Annotated in this window: 22 protein-coding genes; 21 read left to right on the top strand and 1 reads right to left on the bottom strand. The window is 33.8% G+C overall.

Features of this window, described 5'->3' with window-relative positions; translation table 11 throughout:
* The 10 genes from EPK97_RS06260 to EPK97_RS06305 all read left to right on the top strand — a co-directional run bounded on the left by EPK97_RS06260 (position 1) and on the right by EPK97_RS06305 (position 7,714).
* A complete protein-coding gene (locus EPK97_RS06260) occupies positions 1 to 558 on the top strand; it encodes an anti-sigma factor family protein (RefSeq protein WP_162035746.1) in 558 nt (185 codons plus the stop codon).
* Positions 559 to 693: 135 nt separating this feature from the next.
* On the top strand, positions 694 to 1,272 hold the full coding sequence (locus EPK97_RS06265) for a histidine phosphatase family protein (RefSeq protein WP_162035747.1): 579 nt from the start codon (positions 694 to 696) through the stop codon (positions 1,270 to 1,272).
* 193 nt (positions 1,273 to 1,465) lie between these two features.
* Positions 1,466 to 2,593, top strand: coding sequence for a hypothetical protein (locus tag EPK97_RS06270; RefSeq protein ID WP_162035748.1), 1,128 nt, complete (start codon positions 1,466 to 1,468; stop codon positions 2,591 to 2,593).
* 120 nt (positions 2,594 to 2,713) lie between these two features.
* Positions 2,714 to 2,905, top strand: coding sequence for an IDEAL domain-containing protein (locus EPK97_RS06275; RefSeq protein WP_162035749.1), 192 nt, complete (start codon positions 2,714 to 2,716; stop codon positions 2,903 to 2,905).
* Positions 2,906 to 3,037: 132 nt separating this feature from the next.
* A complete protein-coding gene (locus tag EPK97_RS06280) occupies positions 3,038 to 3,472 on the top strand; it encodes a DUF2487 family protein (RefSeq protein WP_162035750.1) in 435 nt (144 codons plus the stop codon).
* 341 nt (positions 3,473 to 3,813) lie between these two features.
* Entirely contained in the window at positions 3,814 to 4,356 is a 543-nt protein-coding gene (locus EPK97_RS06285; RefSeq protein ID WP_420826776.1) for a Rieske (2Fe-2S) protein, read from the top strand.
* Between the two features lie 18 nt (positions 4,357 to 4,374).
* The gene (gene qcrB / locus EPK97_RS06290) at positions 4,375 to 5,046 is read left to right on the top strand and encodes a menaquinol-cytochrome c reductase cytochrome b subunit (protein ID WP_162035751.1); all 672 of its coding nucleotides are present in this window, start codon (positions 4,375 to 4,377) and stop codon (positions 5,044 to 5,046) included.
* A 57-nt stretch (positions 5,047 to 5,103) separates the two neighbouring features.
* Complete coding sequence (locus tag EPK97_RS06295) at positions 5,104 to 6,006, top strand: c-type cytochrome (RefSeq protein ID WP_162035752.1); 903 nt, start codon at positions 5,104 to 5,106, stop codon at positions 6,004 to 6,006.
* Between the two features lie 115 nt (positions 6,007 to 6,121).
* Positions 6,122 to 6,760, top strand: a complete 639-nt coding sequence (locus EPK97_RS06300; protein ID WP_162035753.1) for a DUF1405 domain-containing protein — start codon at positions 6,122 to 6,124, stop codon at positions 6,758 to 6,760.
* 93 nt (positions 6,761 to 6,853) lie between these two features.
* Entirely contained in the window at positions 6,854 to 7,714 is an 861-nt protein-coding gene (locus tag EPK97_RS06305) for a sporulation protein YpjB (protein WP_162035754.1), read from the top strand.
* Positions 7,715 to 8,108: 394 nt separating this feature from the next.
* Here the strand turns inward: EPK97_RS06305 and EPK97_RS06310 are convergent, their stop codons facing one another.
* Positions 8,109 to 8,981: a YitT family protein gene (locus tag EPK97_RS06310; RefSeq protein WP_240903709.1), complete on the bottom strand. Its 873-nt coding sequence runs from the start codon at positions 8,979 to 8,981 to the stop codon at positions 8,109 to 8,111.
* A 344-nt stretch (positions 8,982 to 9,325) separates the two neighbouring features.
* Between EPK97_RS06310 and EPK97_RS06315 the strand changes: the two genes are divergently transcribed.
* The 11 genes from EPK97_RS06315 to panD all read left to right on the top strand — a co-directional run bounded on the left by EPK97_RS06315 (position 9,326) and on the right by panD (position 18,593).
* A complete protein-coding gene (locus EPK97_RS06315) occupies positions 9,326 to 9,652 on the top strand; it encodes a nucleotide pyrophosphohydrolase (protein WP_162035755.1) in 327 nt (108 codons plus the stop codon).
* 118 nt (positions 9,653 to 9,770) lie between these two features.
* The gene (locus tag EPK97_RS06320) at positions 9,771 to 10,292 is read left to right on the top strand and encodes a tetratricopeptide repeat protein (RefSeq protein WP_162035756.1); all 522 of its coding nucleotides are present in this window, start codon (positions 9,771 to 9,773) and stop codon (positions 10,290 to 10,292) included.
* A gap of 22 nt (positions 10,293 to 10,314) precedes the next feature.
* Positions 10,315 to 11,118 carry a 4-hydroxy-tetrahydrodipicolinate reductase gene (gene dapB / locus EPK97_RS06325; protein WP_162035757.1) on the top strand — a complete coding sequence of 268 codons (804 nt, stop codon included), beginning with the start codon at positions 10,315 to 10,317 and terminating at the stop codon, positions 11,116 to 11,118.
* Between the two features lie 272 nt (positions 11,119 to 11,390).
* Positions 11,391 to 11,810 (top strand): methylglyoxal synthase, encoded by a 420-nt coding sequence (locus EPK97_RS06330; RefSeq protein WP_162035758.1) that lies wholly within the window; start codon positions 11,391 to 11,393, stop codon positions 11,808 to 11,810.
* A complete protein-coding gene (gene bshB1, locus EPK97_RS06335) occupies positions 11,807 to 12,505 on the top strand; it encodes a bacillithiol biosynthesis deacetylase BshB1 (protein WP_162035759.1) in 699 nt (232 codons plus the stop codon). The genes EPK97_RS06330 and bshB1 overlap by 4 nt, the downstream gene beginning before the upstream one ends.
* Positions 12,506 to 12,595: 90 nt before the next feature.
* Positions 12,596 to 13,747: an N-acetyl-alpha-D-glucosaminyl L-malate synthase BshA gene (bshA, locus tag EPK97_RS06340; RefSeq protein ID WP_162035760.1), complete on the top strand. Its 1,152-nt coding sequence runs from the start codon at positions 12,596 to 12,598 to the stop codon at positions 13,745 to 13,747.
* Between the two features lie 50 nt (positions 13,748 to 13,797).
* A complete protein-coding gene (locus EPK97_RS06345; RefSeq protein WP_162035761.1) occupies positions 13,798 to 15,090 on the top strand; it encodes a CCA tRNA nucleotidyltransferase in 1,293 nt (430 codons plus the stop codon).
* Positions 15,077 to 16,060: a biotin--[acetyl-CoA-carboxylase] ligase gene (locus EPK97_RS06350; protein WP_162035762.1), complete on the top strand. Its 984-nt coding sequence runs from the start codon at positions 15,077 to 15,079 to the stop codon at positions 16,058 to 16,060. The genes EPK97_RS06345 and EPK97_RS06350 overlap by 14 nt, the downstream gene beginning before the upstream one ends.
* A gap of 359 nt (positions 16,061 to 16,419) precedes the next feature.
* Positions 16,420 to 17,265 (top strand): 3-methyl-2-oxobutanoate hydroxymethyltransferase, encoded by an 846-nt coding sequence (panB, locus tag EPK97_RS06355; RefSeq protein WP_162035763.1) that lies wholly within the window; start codon positions 16,420 to 16,422, stop codon positions 17,263 to 17,265.
* A gap of 31 nt (positions 17,266 to 17,296) precedes the next feature.
* The gene (gene panC / locus EPK97_RS06360; RefSeq protein WP_162035764.1) at positions 17,297 to 18,217 is read left to right on the top strand and encodes a pantoate--beta-alanine ligase; all 921 of its coding nucleotides are present in this window, start codon (positions 17,297 to 17,299) and stop codon (positions 18,215 to 18,217) included.
* Positions 18,210 to 18,593 (top strand): aspartate 1-decarboxylase, encoded by a 384-nt coding sequence (gene panD, locus EPK97_RS06365; protein WP_162035765.1) that lies wholly within the window; start codon positions 18,210 to 18,212, stop codon positions 18,591 to 18,593. The genes panC and panD overlap by 8 nt, the downstream gene beginning before the upstream one ends.
* Positions 18,594 to 18,675 lie beyond the last annotated feature (82 nt).

Here is an 18,675-nt window from a genome sequence, read left to right on the forward strand (position 1 = left end):
ATGAACTGTAAAGAGGCTCAAGAGTCATTTGCTTTGTATTGGGATTTGCCAGAAGAGAACTTTAAACGAACAAAAATAGACCAGCATCTTAAAACTTGCACTTCATGTGCCGAAGAGTTTGAAATTTGGGAAAAGAGCCATGATTTTATACATATGAATTCTTCATTAGAAGATGAGCATCCGTTTCAAACGAACCAGAATATATCTGGCTCTGTCATGGATCGAATTTATATGGAGGAATCTTGGAAGGTCCCTATTCAAGATCGAATATATTCCTTATCTTTTAAATTTAAAAGGAATATTACTCTTCTAATCTCATTCTGTTTTGCCATTTTTGTGACGAGTTTATTCTTGTCTATCTCGAATAAATTTCAAGCAGACAATGTAGAGCCAGTTGAACCAACGTCTGGAATTGTAACTGTTGCTAGCATTAATAACCCTTTGCAAGTAAAAATCATTTCAGATCCAAGTTTTCCAGATTACTTAATTGTACTTTCCTTATTAGGAGTTATTGGTGCCATATTAATATTAAATTGGTTCACAAGAATTAGAACTTAATTATATAATGAAAATTAAATCCAACGAGTCTCCACTTTTCTGAATGAGGTAGGGGACTTTTTGTGTTTTAAAAGATGAACTCAATGTAAGTTTTATTAAATAGAACATACATTAAAGATGAAGGGGTAATGAATAATGACTATAATTGGATTAGTAAGACACGGGGTAACAGATTGGAATCAAAAACATATCATTCAAGGACACAGAGATATTTCTTTAAATGAAGAGGGAAAAGAACAAGCAGCTGCACTTGGAAATCGTTTAGTTGATAGTCAATGGGATATTATTTTGAGCAGTGATTTATCAAGAGCTAAAGAAACGGCATCCATTATAGCAAAGCGACTAAATCTTGTGGTATCTTCCTACGATGAAAGGTTAAGAGAACGATATTTGGGAGCACTAGAGGGGTTATCCTATGAAGATAGAATCCAAAAGTATGGGGATGATTGGCATGCAATTCATCAAAATTTAGAATTGGAAATTGAAGAAGACGAGCAATTAAAAAATAGAGGTCTAGAGGTAATAGAGGATGTTCAGAAATTATATCGCAATAAGAGAGTTCTTATTGTAAGTCATGGTGGTTTAATAAATCAACTATTAAGAGAGCTATTGGCTGAATTTGATTCTAAAATTCAAAATACTTCAATTACAATATTAGAAAAAGAGAGGCATCAATGGAAGTCAATTCTTTTGAATTGTACTGAACATCTGTAAATACCCCAAAAAGTGAATCATGCCCTTTCATCCAAGAATAAATCCTCGAAATCAAGATAAAAATTTTCCTCATTTATAGTAAAAAAAATCAATAAGTATCCTCAAACAATATTTTTTTCCAATATTATGAATATTTTTTGTTTAGAATCCCATAATGGTACTAGAAATATGTGTAGTTTTTGGAGGTACCATTATGAATTTAGCAGACATGTTAAGCTTTGCGGATATTCAGCAATTAGATCGTATTGCGAGATATTATGAATGTGAATGTAGTAGTCATTCGAAAAATGAATTAATACAGTCCATTTTAACCAGGATTAATCGAAAAGATGTGTTTGAAGATAATCTGAAAAAGCTTAGTGTTGAAGATTTGCGCTTTATCAATATGGTCATTTTTGAAAAAAGAGAGGCATTTAGTCTCGAAGAATTACTGGCTAGAGTGAAAAATACTAGGTTTACAGAAGATGACAATGAAAAAACAAATCCTAGAGACACGATTTCTATGTTTAAAAAAAGGGGTTGGATATTTAATGGTGTCTCCCATAAAACAAAATATTTGTTCCAATTTCCTGAGGATCTGAAAAAGCGTTTTGTGGATTTGATATCTTATGAGTTCCAACAGAAGATAGAACATATAGAAGAACCTGATTTATATAGAGATGAATTTAATTTGATAACTCAAGATATATATGTTTTTTTAAAAGAGCTATACCATATGCAGGAAGTTCATTTAACCGCCTCAGGAACAATGTATAAACGATCACTTTTTCAATTTCTAAATCAACTTTCAATTCAAGAGAACCCGATTCAAAAAGGAGAATGGAGGTTTGGTTATGGAAGAATGTTTAAAGATTATCCAAATCGATTTTCACTCATATATGATTACTGTTACTTCAATGATTTCATAAAAGAAGAAAATGAGGTTCTAGTATGTTCAGAAAAAGGTAAATTGTTCGTGGGAGAAGGTAAGAAGGAAAAGTTAGAAAATGTATATCGATTCTGGATTAGATTATATAAGGGACCTATTCATAACATTCAATCCATTGTACATTGGATAAGTATATTAACTCAAAATTGGGTAACTGTCTCATCTTTGAAAGAAGTTTTAAGTGATTTTATAAAACCATACTATTATGACGATGTTAATTCCATCTTAGATGAAAGAGTTTTTAAAATGATGATGCATCTAGGATTATTAAAAGTAGGGGAACATGAAAATAAAGGTGTAGTTATTCAAATGACAAAGATAGGCACGCTCATCATAAAAGGAATACATATCAATGAAGAAGATACGATTATTATTCCAATAGATCAAAAATGAAATTTGGACATATTTCATGTAAAATGGGTGGTCAAATCCCAAACCTTATATCAAGTAAGTGAATATAATTTATTATGAGCACATAAATTTTCTTTTTCAAATGATGGAGGGTGTAATATTATGGGTAATATGAGTATTATTTATGAGGCTTTGTTAGATCTCCATGCAGAAGTCGTTATTAAGGAATCTATAAGGAAATTCCGTGAAGTAAACTTATATAAAGAAATAGACAATGCTTTACAAAACGGAGATGAAGATTTATTTATTAAATTGACAACCGAGCTAAAAACAATAAACGAATCATCTGCTTAGTTTAAGGTAAATGGAATACATTCATTTACCTTTTTTTTGTTATAAAAAAAGCTCTCACATTTTGTATGGACAATTCTAATAAAAGGAAATAAAATAATATATGAACTCAAATCACACGACTGGAGAATATAAATGAAATTTAGCGAAATTGAAAAAAATATATGGGAAGAACACCAAGAATATTTAGATACTTGTGTACTTCCATATACCGGTTTAACAGGTGATGAAAACCCGATGGAGACAACCAAGGCACTGGAAGATTTGAGAGATATATTAGAGTGGATTGAAATCCCATTTAAAGGGAGAGTTGTTACATATCCCGCTGTACATTTTTCTCTAGAAGGACAATATCTAGAATCTTATTTTAAAACGATTTGTCTTAATCTTAAAAAGCAAGGTTTTAAGTATATTATTTTAATAAGCCATCGTTCAGAAATACATAATTTAAATCTACAAGATTTCGGTTTGTTATTGACACCAAGTGAAAATGAAGAAGAGAATGCAAATTTAAAGGAAGAAATTTCAAATAAGGTACAGGCTTTGTGGAATAATAACAATGACTCATAAATTCTCCTTAAATTTCATGCATTATCAACTTTTCAAATCATCTATTGATGATATGTTCAACATTTTGTGGGATTCAAAATAGATATATGCAATAATTGGACATAAAACATGAGCCCTTGGGAAAAACTACACGAAGAGATTTAACAAAATTGATAATAATTGTATTTTTGAACTTGTGACAATTTCCTTACATTTTTCAAAAGGGAGGTTTAATGAGAATTATACATACAGATCATTCTTGACGACCCCTTAGTCGTAGGCTATTATTATTATGTTCTAGTATGTTGAGAATTTTATCAACAAAATGATAACGTGAGATGTAGTAAAGGGGGTAAAGAGACGTGCAAGATCATAATAAAGAGAAACAATCACATGGGAAACCAGTCAAAAGACGTGAAATGTCTCGTCGACAATTCCTTTCCTATACCCTCGGGGGCACAGGTGGATTCATGATGAGTTTACCTTTGATAGCTAATTTGAGATTTGCAGTAGATCCACTATTGCAACCAAAAGCTGAATCAGATTGGGTTAAGGTTATTGAAGTAGAGAAAATTAATGAAACACCAACATCGGTTAAATTTGAGAAAAATGTTGTTGATGGTTGGTACGAGTCCGATAAGGGATTTGGAGCATGGATCACAAAGGATGCAAATGGTGATGTCTTTGCATTATCACCGATTTGTAAACATTTAGGTTGTACCGTTGAGTGGGAAAAGAATGTGAGTTATCCTAATGAATATTTTTGCCCATGTCATGCAGCACGTTATACGAAAGACGGGAAAAACTTAGCTGTTGCACCAGCACCTTTGGACGAGTATGATGTTAAAATTGAAAATGGTTCTGTTTATTTGAGTCAAATCAAACCGAATACGAGGGTAGAATAAAGGAGGCGTAAAAATCAGATGTTAAAAAGTGTTTACAATTGGATAGATGAACGTCTTGATATCACGCCGATGTGGAGAGACGTTGCAGATCATGAGGTTCCTGAGCACGTGAACCCAGCTCATCACTTCTCTGCATTCGTATACTGCTTTGGTGGACTGACGTTTTTCATCACAGTTATTCAGATTTTATCAGGTATGTTTTTAACGATGTATTATGTAGACGATATCGTAAATGCATACAAAAGTGTAGATTATTTACAACATAAGGTTGCATTTGGTGTTATCGTACGCGGAATGCACCACTGGGGAGCAAGTTTAGTTATTGTAATGATGTTTTTACATACGTTACGAGTATTTTTCACAGGATCTTATAAAGCACCTAGAGAAATGAACTGGGTTGTAGGGATGTTAATTTTCTTCGTGATGTTAGGATTAGGTTTCACAGGATATTTATTACCTTGGGATAATAAAGCCTATTTCGCAACACAGGTTGGAATTCAAATTGCTGCTTCAGTTCCTTACCTTGGACAATATATTGAAACCTTCTTACAGGGTGGAGAAATCGTTGGGGCTCAAACTTTAACAAGGTTCTTTGCATTACACGTATTTTTCTTACCAGGTGCATTACTTGGATTACTTGGTGGACATTTCTTCATGATACGTAAACAAGGAATATCAGGTCCTCTATAAGAAAATCACATAAGTAAAGTTTACAAACATATAAATTCATGAAAGGAGGAGCAATACGTGGCTCATGATCATAATTCGAAAGAAAAAGTAGTTTTTGTTGGGGATTCAAGAGTAAAAAAGTATAAGAAAAATAATGTTCCTCTTGATTATTCAGCGTACCCTGGAAATTCAGAGGCATTTATACCCAATTTTTTATTAAAAGAATGGATGGTTGGTTCCGTTTTTTTAGTTGGTTTTATGATTCTTACCATGTCCCATCCTTCTCCGCTCGGTTATCCAGCGGATCCGACTAAAACAGATTTTGTTCCGATTCCAGATTGGTACTTTTTATTCATGTATCAGTTGCTAAAATATCCATATACTTCGGATGCGTTTATTGTGCTTGGTACACTTGTTTTACCAGGTCTTTTGTTTGGCGGGTTAATGCTTGCTCCATTTTTAGATACTGGTAAGGAAAGACGTTGGTATAAAAGACCAATTGCAAGTTCTCTTATGTTTTTATCTTTGTTTGCTGTCGTATTTTTAACGATGGTTTCATGGCAGGGTTATCAACATGAACTAGAAGAACTGAATATTATCCCAGAGCATCTTGTCAGAGCAGAATTGTTAGAATCTGGTGAAGAAGTACCAGGTGGCAAAGAAGAAGAACCTGTTGCTATCGTTAACAAAGAAAGTGAAGGATATGATATTTATCAGAAGTCTTCCTGTATTGCTTGTCATGCAGCTGATTTGAATGGTGAAGTTGGTCCAACACTTCGTGGTATTGGAGATAATTTTTCAAAAGAAGAATTAACAGATATCATTTATAATGGTTTTGGCAATAGAATGGGCCCACAAGCTCAATCTAATCTTGATGCTGGTTTAACGGAAGCTGATTTAGATACACTTGCTGGTTGGTTAGCGGAACAAAAAGCTCCAGCGGGTGAAGAAGCACCTGAGGAAGTTACAGAGACTCACTGAGTCAGAGTTTACAATCAAACTGAGAATGGAATATTCTCGGTACAATAACGAAAAAACCTGATCGAAGTTCGATCAGGTTTTTTTAGAAATATTCAGAATGGAGGTCTCGTTGCCATTGTCATTTTCTTTTTTTTGGAGTAGAGCATTTTTATTAAATCGACATTTGTTGTGGTTATTATTCATCATTAATTTTTTAGGAACAATCTATGGATATTACTGGTATAAAAATCAACTTATATATACGATGAGTGAATACTCTAATTGGTTTATATTTGTAGTTCCAGACAGTCCTACAGCTAGTTTATTTTTTACACTATCCATTTTATATTTATTGCTTGATGAATATACAAATTCCAAAAAACGAGGGTTCCTACGTGGTATTATTGAAGTATTAGGTGTGGTTACTTCAGTGAAATATGGAATTTGGGCAGTTGTTATGATATTTGCTGCTGCTGCACAAGGAGATGCGATGGTTTGGCAAGATTGGATGCTAACGGTTTCCCATTTAGGGATGGCAGCAGAAGCTATCTTGTTTATTCGTTTTTTTGGTTTTAAGCTAATACATATAGTTCCGGTAGCTATTTGGACTTTATTTAATGATTTTGTTGATTATAAATATTACGTATTTCCATGGTTGCCTAATGAGTTAGAGGATGATTTATTAGCGATTCAAGTATTTACGATTATTCTAAGCATTCTGAGTATATTTACATCGTACTTAGGGCTCAGGTATAGGGTAATTAGTAGGAATTAGCTATATCATCATTATATTTTTGGTCTAAAAGTGGACATCCCTCCATATATTATATCAACCGTGATGTTGAACGTAATAGGGGGATGTTTTTTTATGTGGTTTTTTAATCGAAAATCTATTTTTATTGTGTACATGCTGATCATGGGCTTTAGTATTATATTTATAAGTGGTTGTGCTACAAAGGAACCGAATCATTCTGCTCAAAAAGTATTGAGTTTAGATGAGGAAAATTTAAAACAATTGGAAACCATGAACATGTTAGCTAGTGAGATGGTACAAAAAACAACGGAAAAAAACTATGTTGAAGCTAGAGATATTTTGTTGAAATTAAGTGAGCAGTTAACAGAGGTGAACTATGACGGTTTAACTTCAATTGAAGGATTAAAAGCGCTCTCTGATACTTTCGTTATAGCAAAACGGAATTTCAATTCAGTAAATCTTTCTGAACAAGATGCCCTCATCTCTTCGGCTAAAGTACATCTTGTTATAGATGCTTTAAGTCATCAGAAAGAGCCGATGTGGTTACAATATTACAGTGTTTTAAATTCAGATCTAAGTGAATTACAAACTGCTGCTTCTTTAGGTAATAAAGAAAAAACAAACCAGCTTATGAAAACCTATGAACAACATTATGCTTTCATTCGTCCTGCCATGATCATTAATAGGGAGCCTGAAAATATAGATCAACTAGATTCTTACCTTACATTTTTACAAAATCACATTTCAGATGAGGACAAGAAGGAAAATGTAAACGCAGTGATTGAGGAGTTAAAACGATTTATAAAAGAAGTCTTTTATCAAGATCAATCCTCAACAGTCCCCCCTTTAACTAAAGATCAAAGTATTTTTTCATGGGTAATATCGATAGGAACAATCATCGTGTCTGTATTATTTTACGTTGGTTGGAGAAGGTACGACTATGAAAAAACGAATATATTTTCAGTAAAAAAATAAAAATCAGTCCTTTTTGACTAAAAAAGACTGATTTCCTATTAAGCCCCTAATTATATGGAGGGAACTATGAGTAATATGATAAACATTAACATTCATCTTATTAGTAATTAGAGGTATTTAATGGTCTTATTCATATTTTTTCAGTGCATTTTTAATATTAGCTGTAATTGGTGGTCTTATTTTTGCCCAAAATGGGTATTTCATTGTTTTTTGAGTGAAATTAACGAAATAAGACCGTTAATTCCCTCTATTCACTTAAAGGAGTATGTTTTTCATGATATAAGACCACTATTTTCCTTTATTATTTTCAATTTCATTTTACACATAATATGAATTTTAAGTATCCGGATATATAAGTATCATACTTCCATGGGATTTAGTGTAGTGGGATACTTTATGCCTCTTCCTCTTTAAAGCCTTCTCCTAACACATCATGAACGTCACTTATAATGATAAAAGCTTTTGGATCGATGGATTTTATCAAAATTGTCACCCGTCTAATTTCACGTCTGCTAACAACGCAATAAACAGCTTCTCGATTTTTTTTTGAATAGGCTCCTTTTGTCATAAATAAAGTTAACCCTCGTTCTAATTCATTTGAAATACTTTCTGTTATTTCCTCTGATTTTTCTGACATGATCGTAAACGCTTTGGCAGAATAAGCACCTTCCTGAATAAAATCAATAATTCGCGCTGCGATAAACACTACAACAAGTGTGTATAATATCTTTTCTTTTTCGATGTAAAATATAGAGGCACCGATAACAACGAAATCTATAGCCAATAAAACTTTACCAATACTCCATCCTCTTAACTTGTGTCCAGCTCTGGCTACAATATCCGCACCTCCTGTAGTTCCTCCGTATCTAAATACAAGACCTAATCCAACTCCACTAGCCACTCCAGCATAAAGTGTGGTTAGGAAATAATCATTATTTTGAAATGGTTGTATCCACTCATTATTGATACTTAATTCCATAAGCCACAAAAATACTGAAAGGGAAACCGTTCCAAATATCGTTAAAATCATGGACTGTTTTCCAAACAATCTCCATCCTACATAAAATAAAGGGATGTTTATGATTAAGGTCATGTATGAAGGGGGGAGATCAAATGCATAATTTAAAAGTAATGCAATCCCTGTAACTCCGCCTTCCATCAGCTCATTGGGTATCACTAAAATATTAAGTCCAAATGCGTATACTGCTGTACCTACGATAATAAAGAATAATTGTTTAATCGAAATGTTCATTTTGCTCCAATTCATTGTAAAACTCCTTATCTTTGATGATGTTATTATTTTAACCCATAATGAATGTCATGCAAAATCAAATTTTTAATAACATTGTTTTTAATCAATCTTTGATATAACATAGTAGAAAGACAATATCAAGGATGGATGTTTTGAAAGGTTGTTCAAAAAGTTCCCCTTTGATTACGAAGTGGATCAAGGGAGTGTTCTCGGCATCGAATATAGCACTCACATTTGAAGTCCGGTGCTCATGTAACCTATTACTACACTCTGCTCCGGCTTCTGCATGTTCGTACAATCTTCTCGGTACTGAAAACGGAACTTTTTGAACCCGCATTATAATGAGGGAAGTGGTGTAAATGTCTGATAAAACATTAACTCAGCTTCAACAAGAAGTGGATGAATACATATCACAATTTAAAGAAGGATATTTCAGTCCTTTGTCCATGCTTGCTAGAATATCTGAAGAAGTAGGGGAACTAGCTAGGGAAGTCAATCATACATTTGGTGAAAAACCAAAAAAACCTTCAGAAGAAGATAATTCGATTGAAATGGAATTGGCTGATATTTTATTTATAATCATTTGTTTTGCTAACTCTCAAGGTATTAATTTAACAGAAGCTTTTAACCAAGTTATGAATAAATTCGAAACCCGAGATAAGGACAGATGGACCAAAATTAAGTAAAAATGGACTAATCGTAACACCGAACGATTGTAAAATTCATATGCTGTACCATCACTTTCATATATAGGATGTTTAAGATAAACTAAACTTTCTAAATATAGAGGGGAGGTATGAGCAGATGAATGGAGAGCAAAAAATAAAAAAAGCCTATGAATCCATTTTAAATAGTGATTTTGAACAAGCCATCATGTGGTTTGAAGAAGCTATTGAGCAAGAACCTAATAATGCAATATATCACTATAAATTATCTATTACTTTCGCAAGAAGTAATAAGTTGAACAAAGCTTTAGAGCATGCAGAAAAAGCTTCTTTATTAGACGGCAACAATGAAGAATATCTGTTTCATTATGAGAACTTAAAAGCAAAGGAACTTATTAAAAATGCAGAAGCTTACTTTGATCAAGAAGATGATCAATTACACTTGGCAATTATATTATTAAAGGAAGCAACGATATTGGATCCATTATCTGTCGAAGCTTGGTTATTAATGGGCATAGCTTATGCTCAGTTAGAAGAATATAGTCAAGCTATTCAAACACTAAAAGAAGTTTTAATTCTAGATCCAAATCATGAAATTGCTAAAGAGCTTTTAAAGCAATATAAAATGATGTTTAAAATTTATTTACAATCGTATAAATGAAAGGGATAAGGTGAGTACAATAATGAATGAACAAACAATTAAAGTAGCTGTATCTGGAGCTTCCGGTAGAATGGGTAAAGAAGTTGTTAAGATGGTCTTATCTTCACCTGAGTTGGAGTTAGTTGCAGCCATTGATTCAAAAGGTGGAGAGGACGCAGGTACTTTAGTTGGTTTAGACCCTTGTGGGGTGATGATTCAAGATGATTTGGAATTAGCTTTAATAGAATCTGGGGCACATGTGATTGTTGATTTTACAACCCCTCATGTTGTTTTGAAAAATACAAAAATGGCTATTAAAAATAAAGTAAGACCTGTGGTGGGAACAACTGGGTTTACACCGCAGGATATTGAGGAATTGGACGAGCTATGTAAAAAAGAGAACATTGGCGGCATCATCGCTCCTAACTTTGCTATCGGTGCGATATTAATGATGAAATTTGCTGCACAAGCCGCTAAATATATGCCTCATTTAGAAATTATAGAATATCATGGTGATCAGAAATTAGATGCACCATCAGGTACATCAATCAAAACAGCCGAGTTGATCTCTGAAAGTCGTAAGGAATTTCGTCAGGGAAATCCAGATGAGAAAGAAACAATTGATGGATCCCGAGGTGGACAATACAATGGATTTAGAATACATAGTGTTAGACTTCCAGGCGTATTTGCACAACAAGAAGTTATATTTGGAGGGCATGGTCAATCTTTAAAAATTCGCCATGATTCTTATGATCGAGAAGGGTATATGCCAGGCGTTAATTTAGCCATACAAAAAGTAATGGATCTTAGTGGCATCGTATATGGATTCGAACATTTTGTAGATTAATAGAGGTTGTTCAAAAAGTTCCTCTTTGCCAGTACAGGACGTCTGGTACTGCGTTAGTCACATGGAAGTGACTGGTTTTAAGCAGTGATCACGAAGTATTTCAAAGAAGTAATTTCGACATCAAATATTGCACTCACATTTGAAGTCCGGTGCTCATGTAACAAATTACTACACTCCGCTCCGGCTTCTGCATGTTCGCACAATCTTCTCGGTGCTGAAAATGGAACTTTTTGAACACATATTAAAATTGTTCAGAGGGGTGAAAAGTACATATGAATATCGCATTTATTGCACATGATAGAAAAAAAGAAGAAATTGTTAATTTTGCAATTGCATACGAAAAAACCTTCTTTCATCATGAGCTTTATTCAACAGGCACTACAGGTAAAAAAATCATGGATAACACTGATTTAAAAATTCATCGTTTCATGTCAGGTCCCTTAGGTGGAGATCAGCAAATTGGTGCCATGGTGGCTAAAAATGAAATGGATTTGATTATATTTTTACGAGATCCTTTAATGGCACAGCCCCATGAACCTGACATTATTGCATTATTAAGATTATGTGATGTTCAAGGTATTCCTCTTGCTACTAATGTTGCTACTGCAGAAATATTAGTGAAGGCTCTTGAACGTGGTGATTTTGCATGGAGGGAATTAGTACATAAATATAAACCAGGTGATTCAAAATGAACCAAACATTAGACATACTTATATTTGGAGCCCATCCAGATGATGCTGAAATCGGCATGGGTGGAACAATTTATAAACATATATTAGAAGGCTATCGAATAGGTATATGTGATTTGACATTTGCAGAAATGTCTTCAAATGGTGATGTTAAAACAAGGCAAGAGGAAGCCATGGCAGCAAATGAGGTTTTAAAGTTAACTGCTCGATCCAATTTAGGCTTGCCTGATCGAGGTTTACAGTTGAATAAGGAACAGATTGATAAAATCACAATAGAAATCCGAAAATATCAGCCTAAAGTCGTTTTTGCACCTTATTGGATTGATCGACATCCAGACCATATCATGTGCAGTAAAATGGTTGACGAAGCGATATTTAACGCAAAACTTAGAAATTACCTTCCACAATATGAATCTTGGAAAGTGGAGAGAAATTATTATTATTTTATTAACGATATTCAAGAAGCTGATTTAATGGTAGATGTCTCTTCTTTTTATGAACAAAAAAGGAATGCATTACAAGCCTATCGCTCACAGTTTCAGAATGTTGGCTTTGCTAAGAATGTAGTTGATACACCTTTAAATCAAGGTTATTTGGAAAATGTTGAGGCAAGAGATCGTTTATTAGGTCAAAAAAGCAATGTATCATATGCTGAAGGTTTTATTACGAAATCTCCTTATTTAGTTGAGTTGTTCTAGGCACCTTATCGAAAACTTCCACATCCAAAATGAAGGCGTCTAGGTACACAGCATGTTTATGTGGGTTATTTAAAAGGAGGAGAGGAATAGATGACTAAAAAATTAAAAATAGGCATTACTTGTTACCCATCATTAGGTGGTTCTGGTATCATAGCTACTGAGCTTGGAAAACTTCTAGCTGAAAATGGTCATGAAGTACATTTTATTACACATGGGATGCCTTTTCGTTTAGGAAAATATCATAAAAATGTTTTTTACCATGAAGTTCAGGTTACAAATTATCATGTGTTTAAATATCCTCCTTATGATTTATCACTTGCCAATAAATTAGCACAAATTGTGAGAATGAAAAATCTTGACTTACTTCACGTCCACTATGCATTTCCACATGCTGTTTGTGCATATTTAGCTAAACAAATAGTAGGTGAAAAGCTGAAAATAGTGACAACTTTGCATGGAACAGATATTACCATTCTCGCGCAGGACGAATCTTTAAAAGATCTGATTCGATTAGGTATTAATGAAAGTGATGCTGTTACAGCAGTTTCTAGAGATCTTATTCAAGAAACAAAAAGTGTACTTTCAATTGAAAAACCGATAGATCTTACGTATAATTTTGTAGACAAGAGAGAGTATTATCCTCGTGAGGTTTCGGAATGTAGAAAAGATTTTGCACAACCAAATGAAAAAATACTGATACACATATCAAACTTTCGACCTGTTAAAAGAGTTTTGGATGTGTTAGACATATTTTATAAAGTGAATCAAGAGATACCTTCTAAGTTATTATTCGTTGGTGAAGGACCCGAACTTTCAAAAGTACAATGTAAAGCAGAAAAATTGGGCATAGATGACCGCATTATCTTTTTAGGGAAACAGGACGATGTAGCCCAGGTATTATCTTTGGCTGATATTATGTTACTTCCATCTGAAAAAGAAAGCTTTGGTTTAGTAGCATTGGAAGCGATGGCTTGCGGTGTGCCAACGATTGGTTCTGACGCTGGGGGAATTCCTGAGGTTGTTACTCAAGGAGAGACCGGGTATTTAGCCAATATTGGAGATACGAATCAAATGGCAGAAGATGCAATAAAGATATTATCTGATCATGATTTATACGATCAGCTTGTGAACAATGGATTAGAGCGAGCTAGGTATTATTTTTGTAATAACGTGATAACAGAAACGTATGAAAAAATTTATTACCGTGTTTTAAATTTAGAGCCGATTGGGGTCCACTCTTAATATGGATGATACTTAGAAAAAGTTGATCAAAAGTAAAAGTGGTGTAAATGATGAATGATTTGATAATAATGGAACAAGAAGCTTCAGAAGTGATTAGTGAATTAGAAAAACATGGTTATGAAGCCTATTATGTTGGAGGATATGTCAGAGATAAGTTTTTAAATAGAAACATCAAAGATATAGATATCACAACTTCTGCGTATCCATCCATCGTGATGGATATTTTTTCTCATACAGTGCCTACTGGTTTACAGCATGGTACTGTGACAGTTGTTATGAGAAATTATCACTTTGAAGTGACAACCTATCGTACAGAATCTGAATATGAAGATCACCGTCGTCCTAAAGAAGTGCGATTTGTAAGTAAATTAATGGATGATTTAGAACGTCGAGATTTTACAATGAACGCTATGGCGATTGATATTAATGGGACAATCATTGATCCTTTTGGTGGTAAAAGAGATTTAAGCACAAAAATACTAAAGTGCGTGGGAGATCCTTTGCTTCGTTTCTCAGAAGATGCCTTAAGGATGATGAGAGCCATCCGTTTTGCTGCTGAATATGATCTGCAAGTTGAACAAAAAACTTGGAATGCCATTTTATTACATAAAGAGGAAATTAAACATATTGCGATGGAAAGAATATCTGCTGAATTGGATAAAATGATGGAAGGATCAAACCCTAAAAAAGGGGTTCAGCTTTTGATAGCTAGTGAATTGATGAATTATACAAAAGAAAACTTGCAAATTCATAAAACGAATTGGTTAGCCCTATCAGATCATAGTGTTTTAAATGTATTTGAACATATACATGAAGGGACTATAAGATGGATTTTATTGCTCATGTTGTTAAAGACAGAAACAAGCCAAATGACTGTTTTATTAAAAAAACTCAAATTCTCTAATCATAAGATAATGCGAATTCATGTTGTGAACCAGGTAAAAGATTGCTTAAATGAACAAAATTATTCCGAAAGTTCATGGAAAAAAGCTGTTATTATGTTTGGTGTGGATGCGGTGAAGGATTTGCATACTTTACTAAATGCTTTAGCAATTGATCAACATTATTTTAAATTGTTGCCATTTAAAATGAGCAAAGTAGATTTGGACCACATACTTCAAAAAGGGCTGGATTGGATAGATGAAATTCCTATAATGCAAATACGTGAACTTGAGATTTCTGGGACTGATGTGGTAGGTTTAAAAAGTAAATCTGGACCATGGATTCGGATCGTCTTAAATCAACTGCTTACAGAGGTTGCTTTAAATGAACTAGAAAATAAACAAGAGGATTTAATGAATAGAGCTATACAAATCGTAAGAGGAATGAATGAATATGAATGAACAAATCATCCAGATCTTTTTAGATCATCCGAATCAATATATCTCAGGTGAAAAATTAAGTAAAGAATTAAATTGTAGTCGAACCGCGATTTGGAAACATATACAAGCTTTAAAGAAGAAAGGTTATGTATTTGAATCAACACCACGTTTAGGTTATCGAGTTTTAAAAACACCACCTGAACCCTTAGATCTGAGTCGGATTATTTCAGGATTAGATACTCGATTTATGGGACTGAATGTAAAATATGTACAAGAGGTTGGTTCCACACAAACGTTGGCAGCTGAAATGGTGAAAAAGGGTGCAAACGAAGGTACGGTTATAATTGCAGAACAGCAGACTGAAGGACGAGGTAGATTAGGACGGAAATGGTTTTCTCCACCTGGTACAGGCTTATGGATGAGCATGATTTTAAAACCACATATTCCACTCCAATTTATTCATCAATTAACACTCTTAATTTCAGTTGCGGTTTGCCGTGTTATTAAAAAGTTGTTAGATGTTGAAGTGGGAATCAAATGGCCAAATGATTTATATATAAATGGGAAAAAAATGTGTGGTATTTTACTTGAATCTAGTGCTGAGGATGAACGTGTAAAACATGTTATAGCTGGCATTGGAATTAGTGTGAACTTACAACAAGAAGACATTCCAGAAGAATTAAAAGATAAGATGACTTCTTTATGTATTGAGACAGGTATTGAATGTAATAGAGAAGAGTTGCTTATATCTTTATTTAATGAAATGGAAGAACTTTATTTGTTATATTTGAGTGAAGGTTTTGCCCCGATTCGTATTTTATGGGAGGCTTTATCGATTTGTTTGCATTGTCCGATTCAAGTACAAACACATCAAGGTCTTGTAAAAGGGAAAGCACATGGAATGGACGAAATGGGCGCGTTAATGATTACAGACGATGAAGGAAAAGAACATAAAATATACTCTGGTGATGTCAGTTTAAGTTTGGTATAATTGAAATACAATGAGGCGATATCTGTTGAGAATTGCACTCCTTAGTATACTTACAATAACATAACTTTTGCAGTGTTGGATTCTGCTCTGAGCCAAAGTTGGACCGAGACAGAAGGATCATCGCATAAACAAATAGATTATACTTATACTTTTGAATGTAAAGTATTTGTTCTATTATATATGCTTATGAAAACCTTTTAGTCTTTGACTATAAGGTTTTTTATATACTCCAAGCAAAAGAATTGTTTATTGTTCTATCGGGGTCCCCGAATAGTAATATGATTTAACAACTACGATTTTGCTTCTTATTTTTTGGGGTGAGAGTATCTCATTGTAATAAATTAAATGAGGTGTTAGATATGGAATATCGAAAAATATTAAGCACAACGGCAATGAAAAAAATGAAAAATGAAAAAGAACCCATCGCTATGGTAACGGCTTATGACTATCCTTCTGCGAAACTTGCTGAAGAAGCAGAAGCGGATATTATTTTTGTAGGGGATTCTTTAGGTATGGTCGTTTTAGGATATGACTCAACAATCCCAGTTACTATGGATGATATGATTCATCATACGAAAGCGGTTGCACGTGCTGCGAAAAACAGCTTTGTTTTAACGGATATGCCTTTTTTAAGCTATCATGGAAGTATTGATTATACATTAAGAAATGCTGCAAGAATTATGCAAGAGGGGTCTGCAAAAGCTGTAAAAATGGAAGGTGGAATTGAAATAAGTGAATCCATGTCTTCCTGTGTGAAAGCAGGCATTCCAGTGATGGGACACATTGGTTTAACACCACAAGCTGTAAATCAATTAGGTGGTTACAAGGTTCAAGGTAGACAACCTGAGCAAGCAAAAAAATTAATCGAAGATGCAAAGGCTTTAGAACAAGCGGGTGCTTTTGCGGTTGTATTAGAAATGGTTCCAGAAGAATTAGCTTCATATATTACAGAAGCGATTTCCATCCCAACGATTGGCATTGGAGCTGGACGAGGTTGTGACGGTCAAGTATTAGTATTCCATGATTTATTACAATATGCATCACCTATGCAACCTAAATTTGTAAAAGCATATGCAAATGTTGGTGCGGAAATAAAGAATGGAATTGGGCAATTTGTTCAAGAAACGAAAAACCATACATTCCCAAGTGAAAATCATGTTTTTCATATGGATTCTGATGTATTAAAGGATATCCTAAATATATAATCAACACAGCTGAAAGTAGGTGGTTATTATCATGGAAGTGATGAGTACAATTTTGCAATTAAAACAATTTATATATCATAAAAAAGAACAAAAACAAACCATTGGTTTTGTTCCAACAATGGGATATTTACATGAGGGTCACAAGAGTTTAATGCAAAAGGCAAAATCAGAATGTGACATTGTTATTTTAAGTATTTTTGTAAATCCTTTGCAATTTGGACCAAATGAGGATTTTGAAGTCTACCCAAGAGACATTAATCGTGACTTACAAATTGCAAAAGATGTGAATGTTGATGTTGTTTTTTCACCATCAGTTGAAGAAATGTATCCATCTGAAGTGTATACAAAAGTTTCAGTTTCAAATCTCACTTCACGTTTGTGTGGTGCTTCAAGACCTGGGCATTTTGATGGGGTATCTACTGTTGTTATGAAATTATTAAATATTGTGGAACCTGATAAAGCATATTTTGGACAAAAAGATGCTCAACAGGTCGCGGTAATTGAACAGATGGTATTTGACTTAAATATGAATGTTGAAATCGTACCATGTCCAATCGTACGTGAAAAAGATGGGTTAGCTCTTAGTTCAAGAAACGTTTATTTAAATGACGACGAAAGAGTACAAGCCATTAAACTATTTGAAGCATTAGATCAGTCTGAACTTTGGATTGATGAGAAGAACGTAACCATTGAAGAGCTGGAAAGACACTTGTATGATCATATTACTTCTGCTCCCTTGGCTATGATTGATTATATAGAGATTTTGTCTTATCCTGATTTGCAACCTATAGAAGGAAATGATTCTGTTTCTCAACTTTTAGCAGAGAAAGAAATTATTATTGCTTTAGCAGTAAAGTTTGGAAAAACAAGACTTATAGATAATCGAATTTATTCGAATAATACAATGAATGTTAAAAGACAACCTGATTTAGGAGGAATTGTATATGTTTAGAACAATGATGAAATCTAAATTGCATAGAGCAACGGTTACCGAAGCAAATTTAAATTATGTCGGTAGTATAACGATTGCTGAAGATTTAATGGAGGCAGTGGATTTGTTGCCAAATGAAAAGGTACAAGTTGTGAATAACAATAACGGTGCCCGATTAGAAACGTATGTGATAAAAGGGGAGCGTGGATCAGGGGTCATTTGTTTAAATGGAGCCGCAGCAAGGTTAGTTCAACCTAGAGATACCGTCATTGTGATTGCTTATGCCATGATGTCTGAAGAAGAGGCTAGAACTTTCCAACCTAAAGTTGCAATAATGGGGCAGGATAATAAAATCGAGGATCTCATGGCTGAAGAAATTCATGCTACTATCGTGTAGGACGAAGTGTTTGTTTTTAATTGCTCCAAAGTATTAATGTACCTCGATTAATAAACAACCACATCCATATGGTTAACGTCGA

Origin of the sequence: Chengkuizengella sediminis, from assembly GCF_010078385.1 — a bacterium.
GTDB lineage: Bacteria > Bacillota > Bacilli > Paenibacillales > KCTC-33759 > Chengkuizengella > Chengkuizengella sediminis.

Bases quoted from the DNA above. Each gene is read 5' to 3' on its own strand.
- EPK97_RS06260 (WP_162035746.1), top strand. From the start codon at position 1: ATGAACTGTAAAGAGGCTCAAGAGTCATTTGCTTTGTATTGGGATTTG.
- EPK97_RS06265 (WP_162035747.1), top strand. From the start codon at position 694: ATGACTATAATTGGATTAGTAAGACACGGGGTAACAGATTGGAATCAA.
- EPK97_RS06270 (WP_162035748.1), top strand. From the start codon at position 1,466: ATGAATTTAGCAGACATGTTAAGCTTTGCGGATATTCAGCAATTAGAT.
- EPK97_RS06275 (WP_162035749.1), top strand. From the start codon at position 2,714: ATGGGTAATATGAGTATTATTTATGAGGCTTTGTTAGATCTCCATGCA.
- EPK97_RS06280 (WP_162035750.1), top strand. From the start codon at position 3,038: ATGAAATTTAGCGAAATTGAAAAAAATATATGGGAAGAACACCAAGAA.
- qcrB (WP_162035751.1), top strand. From the start codon at position 4,375: ATGTTAAAAAGTGTTTACAATTGGATAGATGAACGTCTTGATATCACG.
- EPK97_RS06305 (WP_162035754.1), top strand. From the start codon at position 6,854: ATGTGGTTTTTTAATCGAAAATCTATTTTTATTGTGTACATGCTGATC.
- EPK97_RS06310 (WP_240903709.1), bottom strand. From the start codon at position 8,981: ATGAATTGGAGCAAAATGAACATTTCGATTAAACAATTATTCTTTATT.
- EPK97_RS06315 (WP_162035755.1), top strand. From the start codon at position 9,326: ATGTCTGATAAAACATTAACTCAGCTTCAACAAGAAGTGGATGAATAC.
- EPK97_RS06320 (WP_162035756.1), top strand. From the start codon at position 9,771: ATGAATGGAGAGCAAAAAATAAAAAAAGCCTATGAATCCATTTTAAAT.
- dapB (WP_162035757.1), top strand. From the start codon at position 10,315: ATGAATGAACAAACAATTAAAGTAGCTGTATCTGGAGCTTCCGGTAGA.
- EPK97_RS06330 (WP_162035758.1), top strand. From the start codon at position 11,391: ATGAATATCGCATTTATTGCACATGATAGAAAAAAAGAAGAAATTGTT.
- bshB1 (WP_162035759.1), top strand. From the start codon at position 11,807: ATGAACCAAACATTAGACATACTTATATTTGGAGCCCATCCAGATGAT.
- bshA (WP_162035760.1), top strand. From the start codon at position 12,596: ATGACTAAAAAATTAAAAATAGGCATTACTTGTTACCCATCATTAGGT.
- EPK97_RS06345 (WP_162035761.1), top strand. From the start codon at position 13,798: ATGAATGATTTGATAATAATGGAACAAGAAGCTTCAGAAGTGATTAGT.
- EPK97_RS06350 (WP_162035762.1), top strand. From the start codon at position 15,077: ATGAATATGAATGAACAAATCATCCAGATCTTTTTAGATCATCCGAAT.
- panB (WP_162035763.1), top strand. From the start codon at position 16,420: ATGGAATATCGAAAAATATTAAGCACAACGGCAATGAAAAAAATGAAA.
- panC (WP_162035764.1), top strand. From the start codon at position 17,297: ATGGAAGTGATGAGTACAATTTTGCAATTAAAACAATTTATATATCAT.
- panD (WP_162035765.1), top strand. From the start codon at position 18,210: ATGTTTAGAACAATGATGAAATCTAAATTGCATAGAGCAACGGTTACC.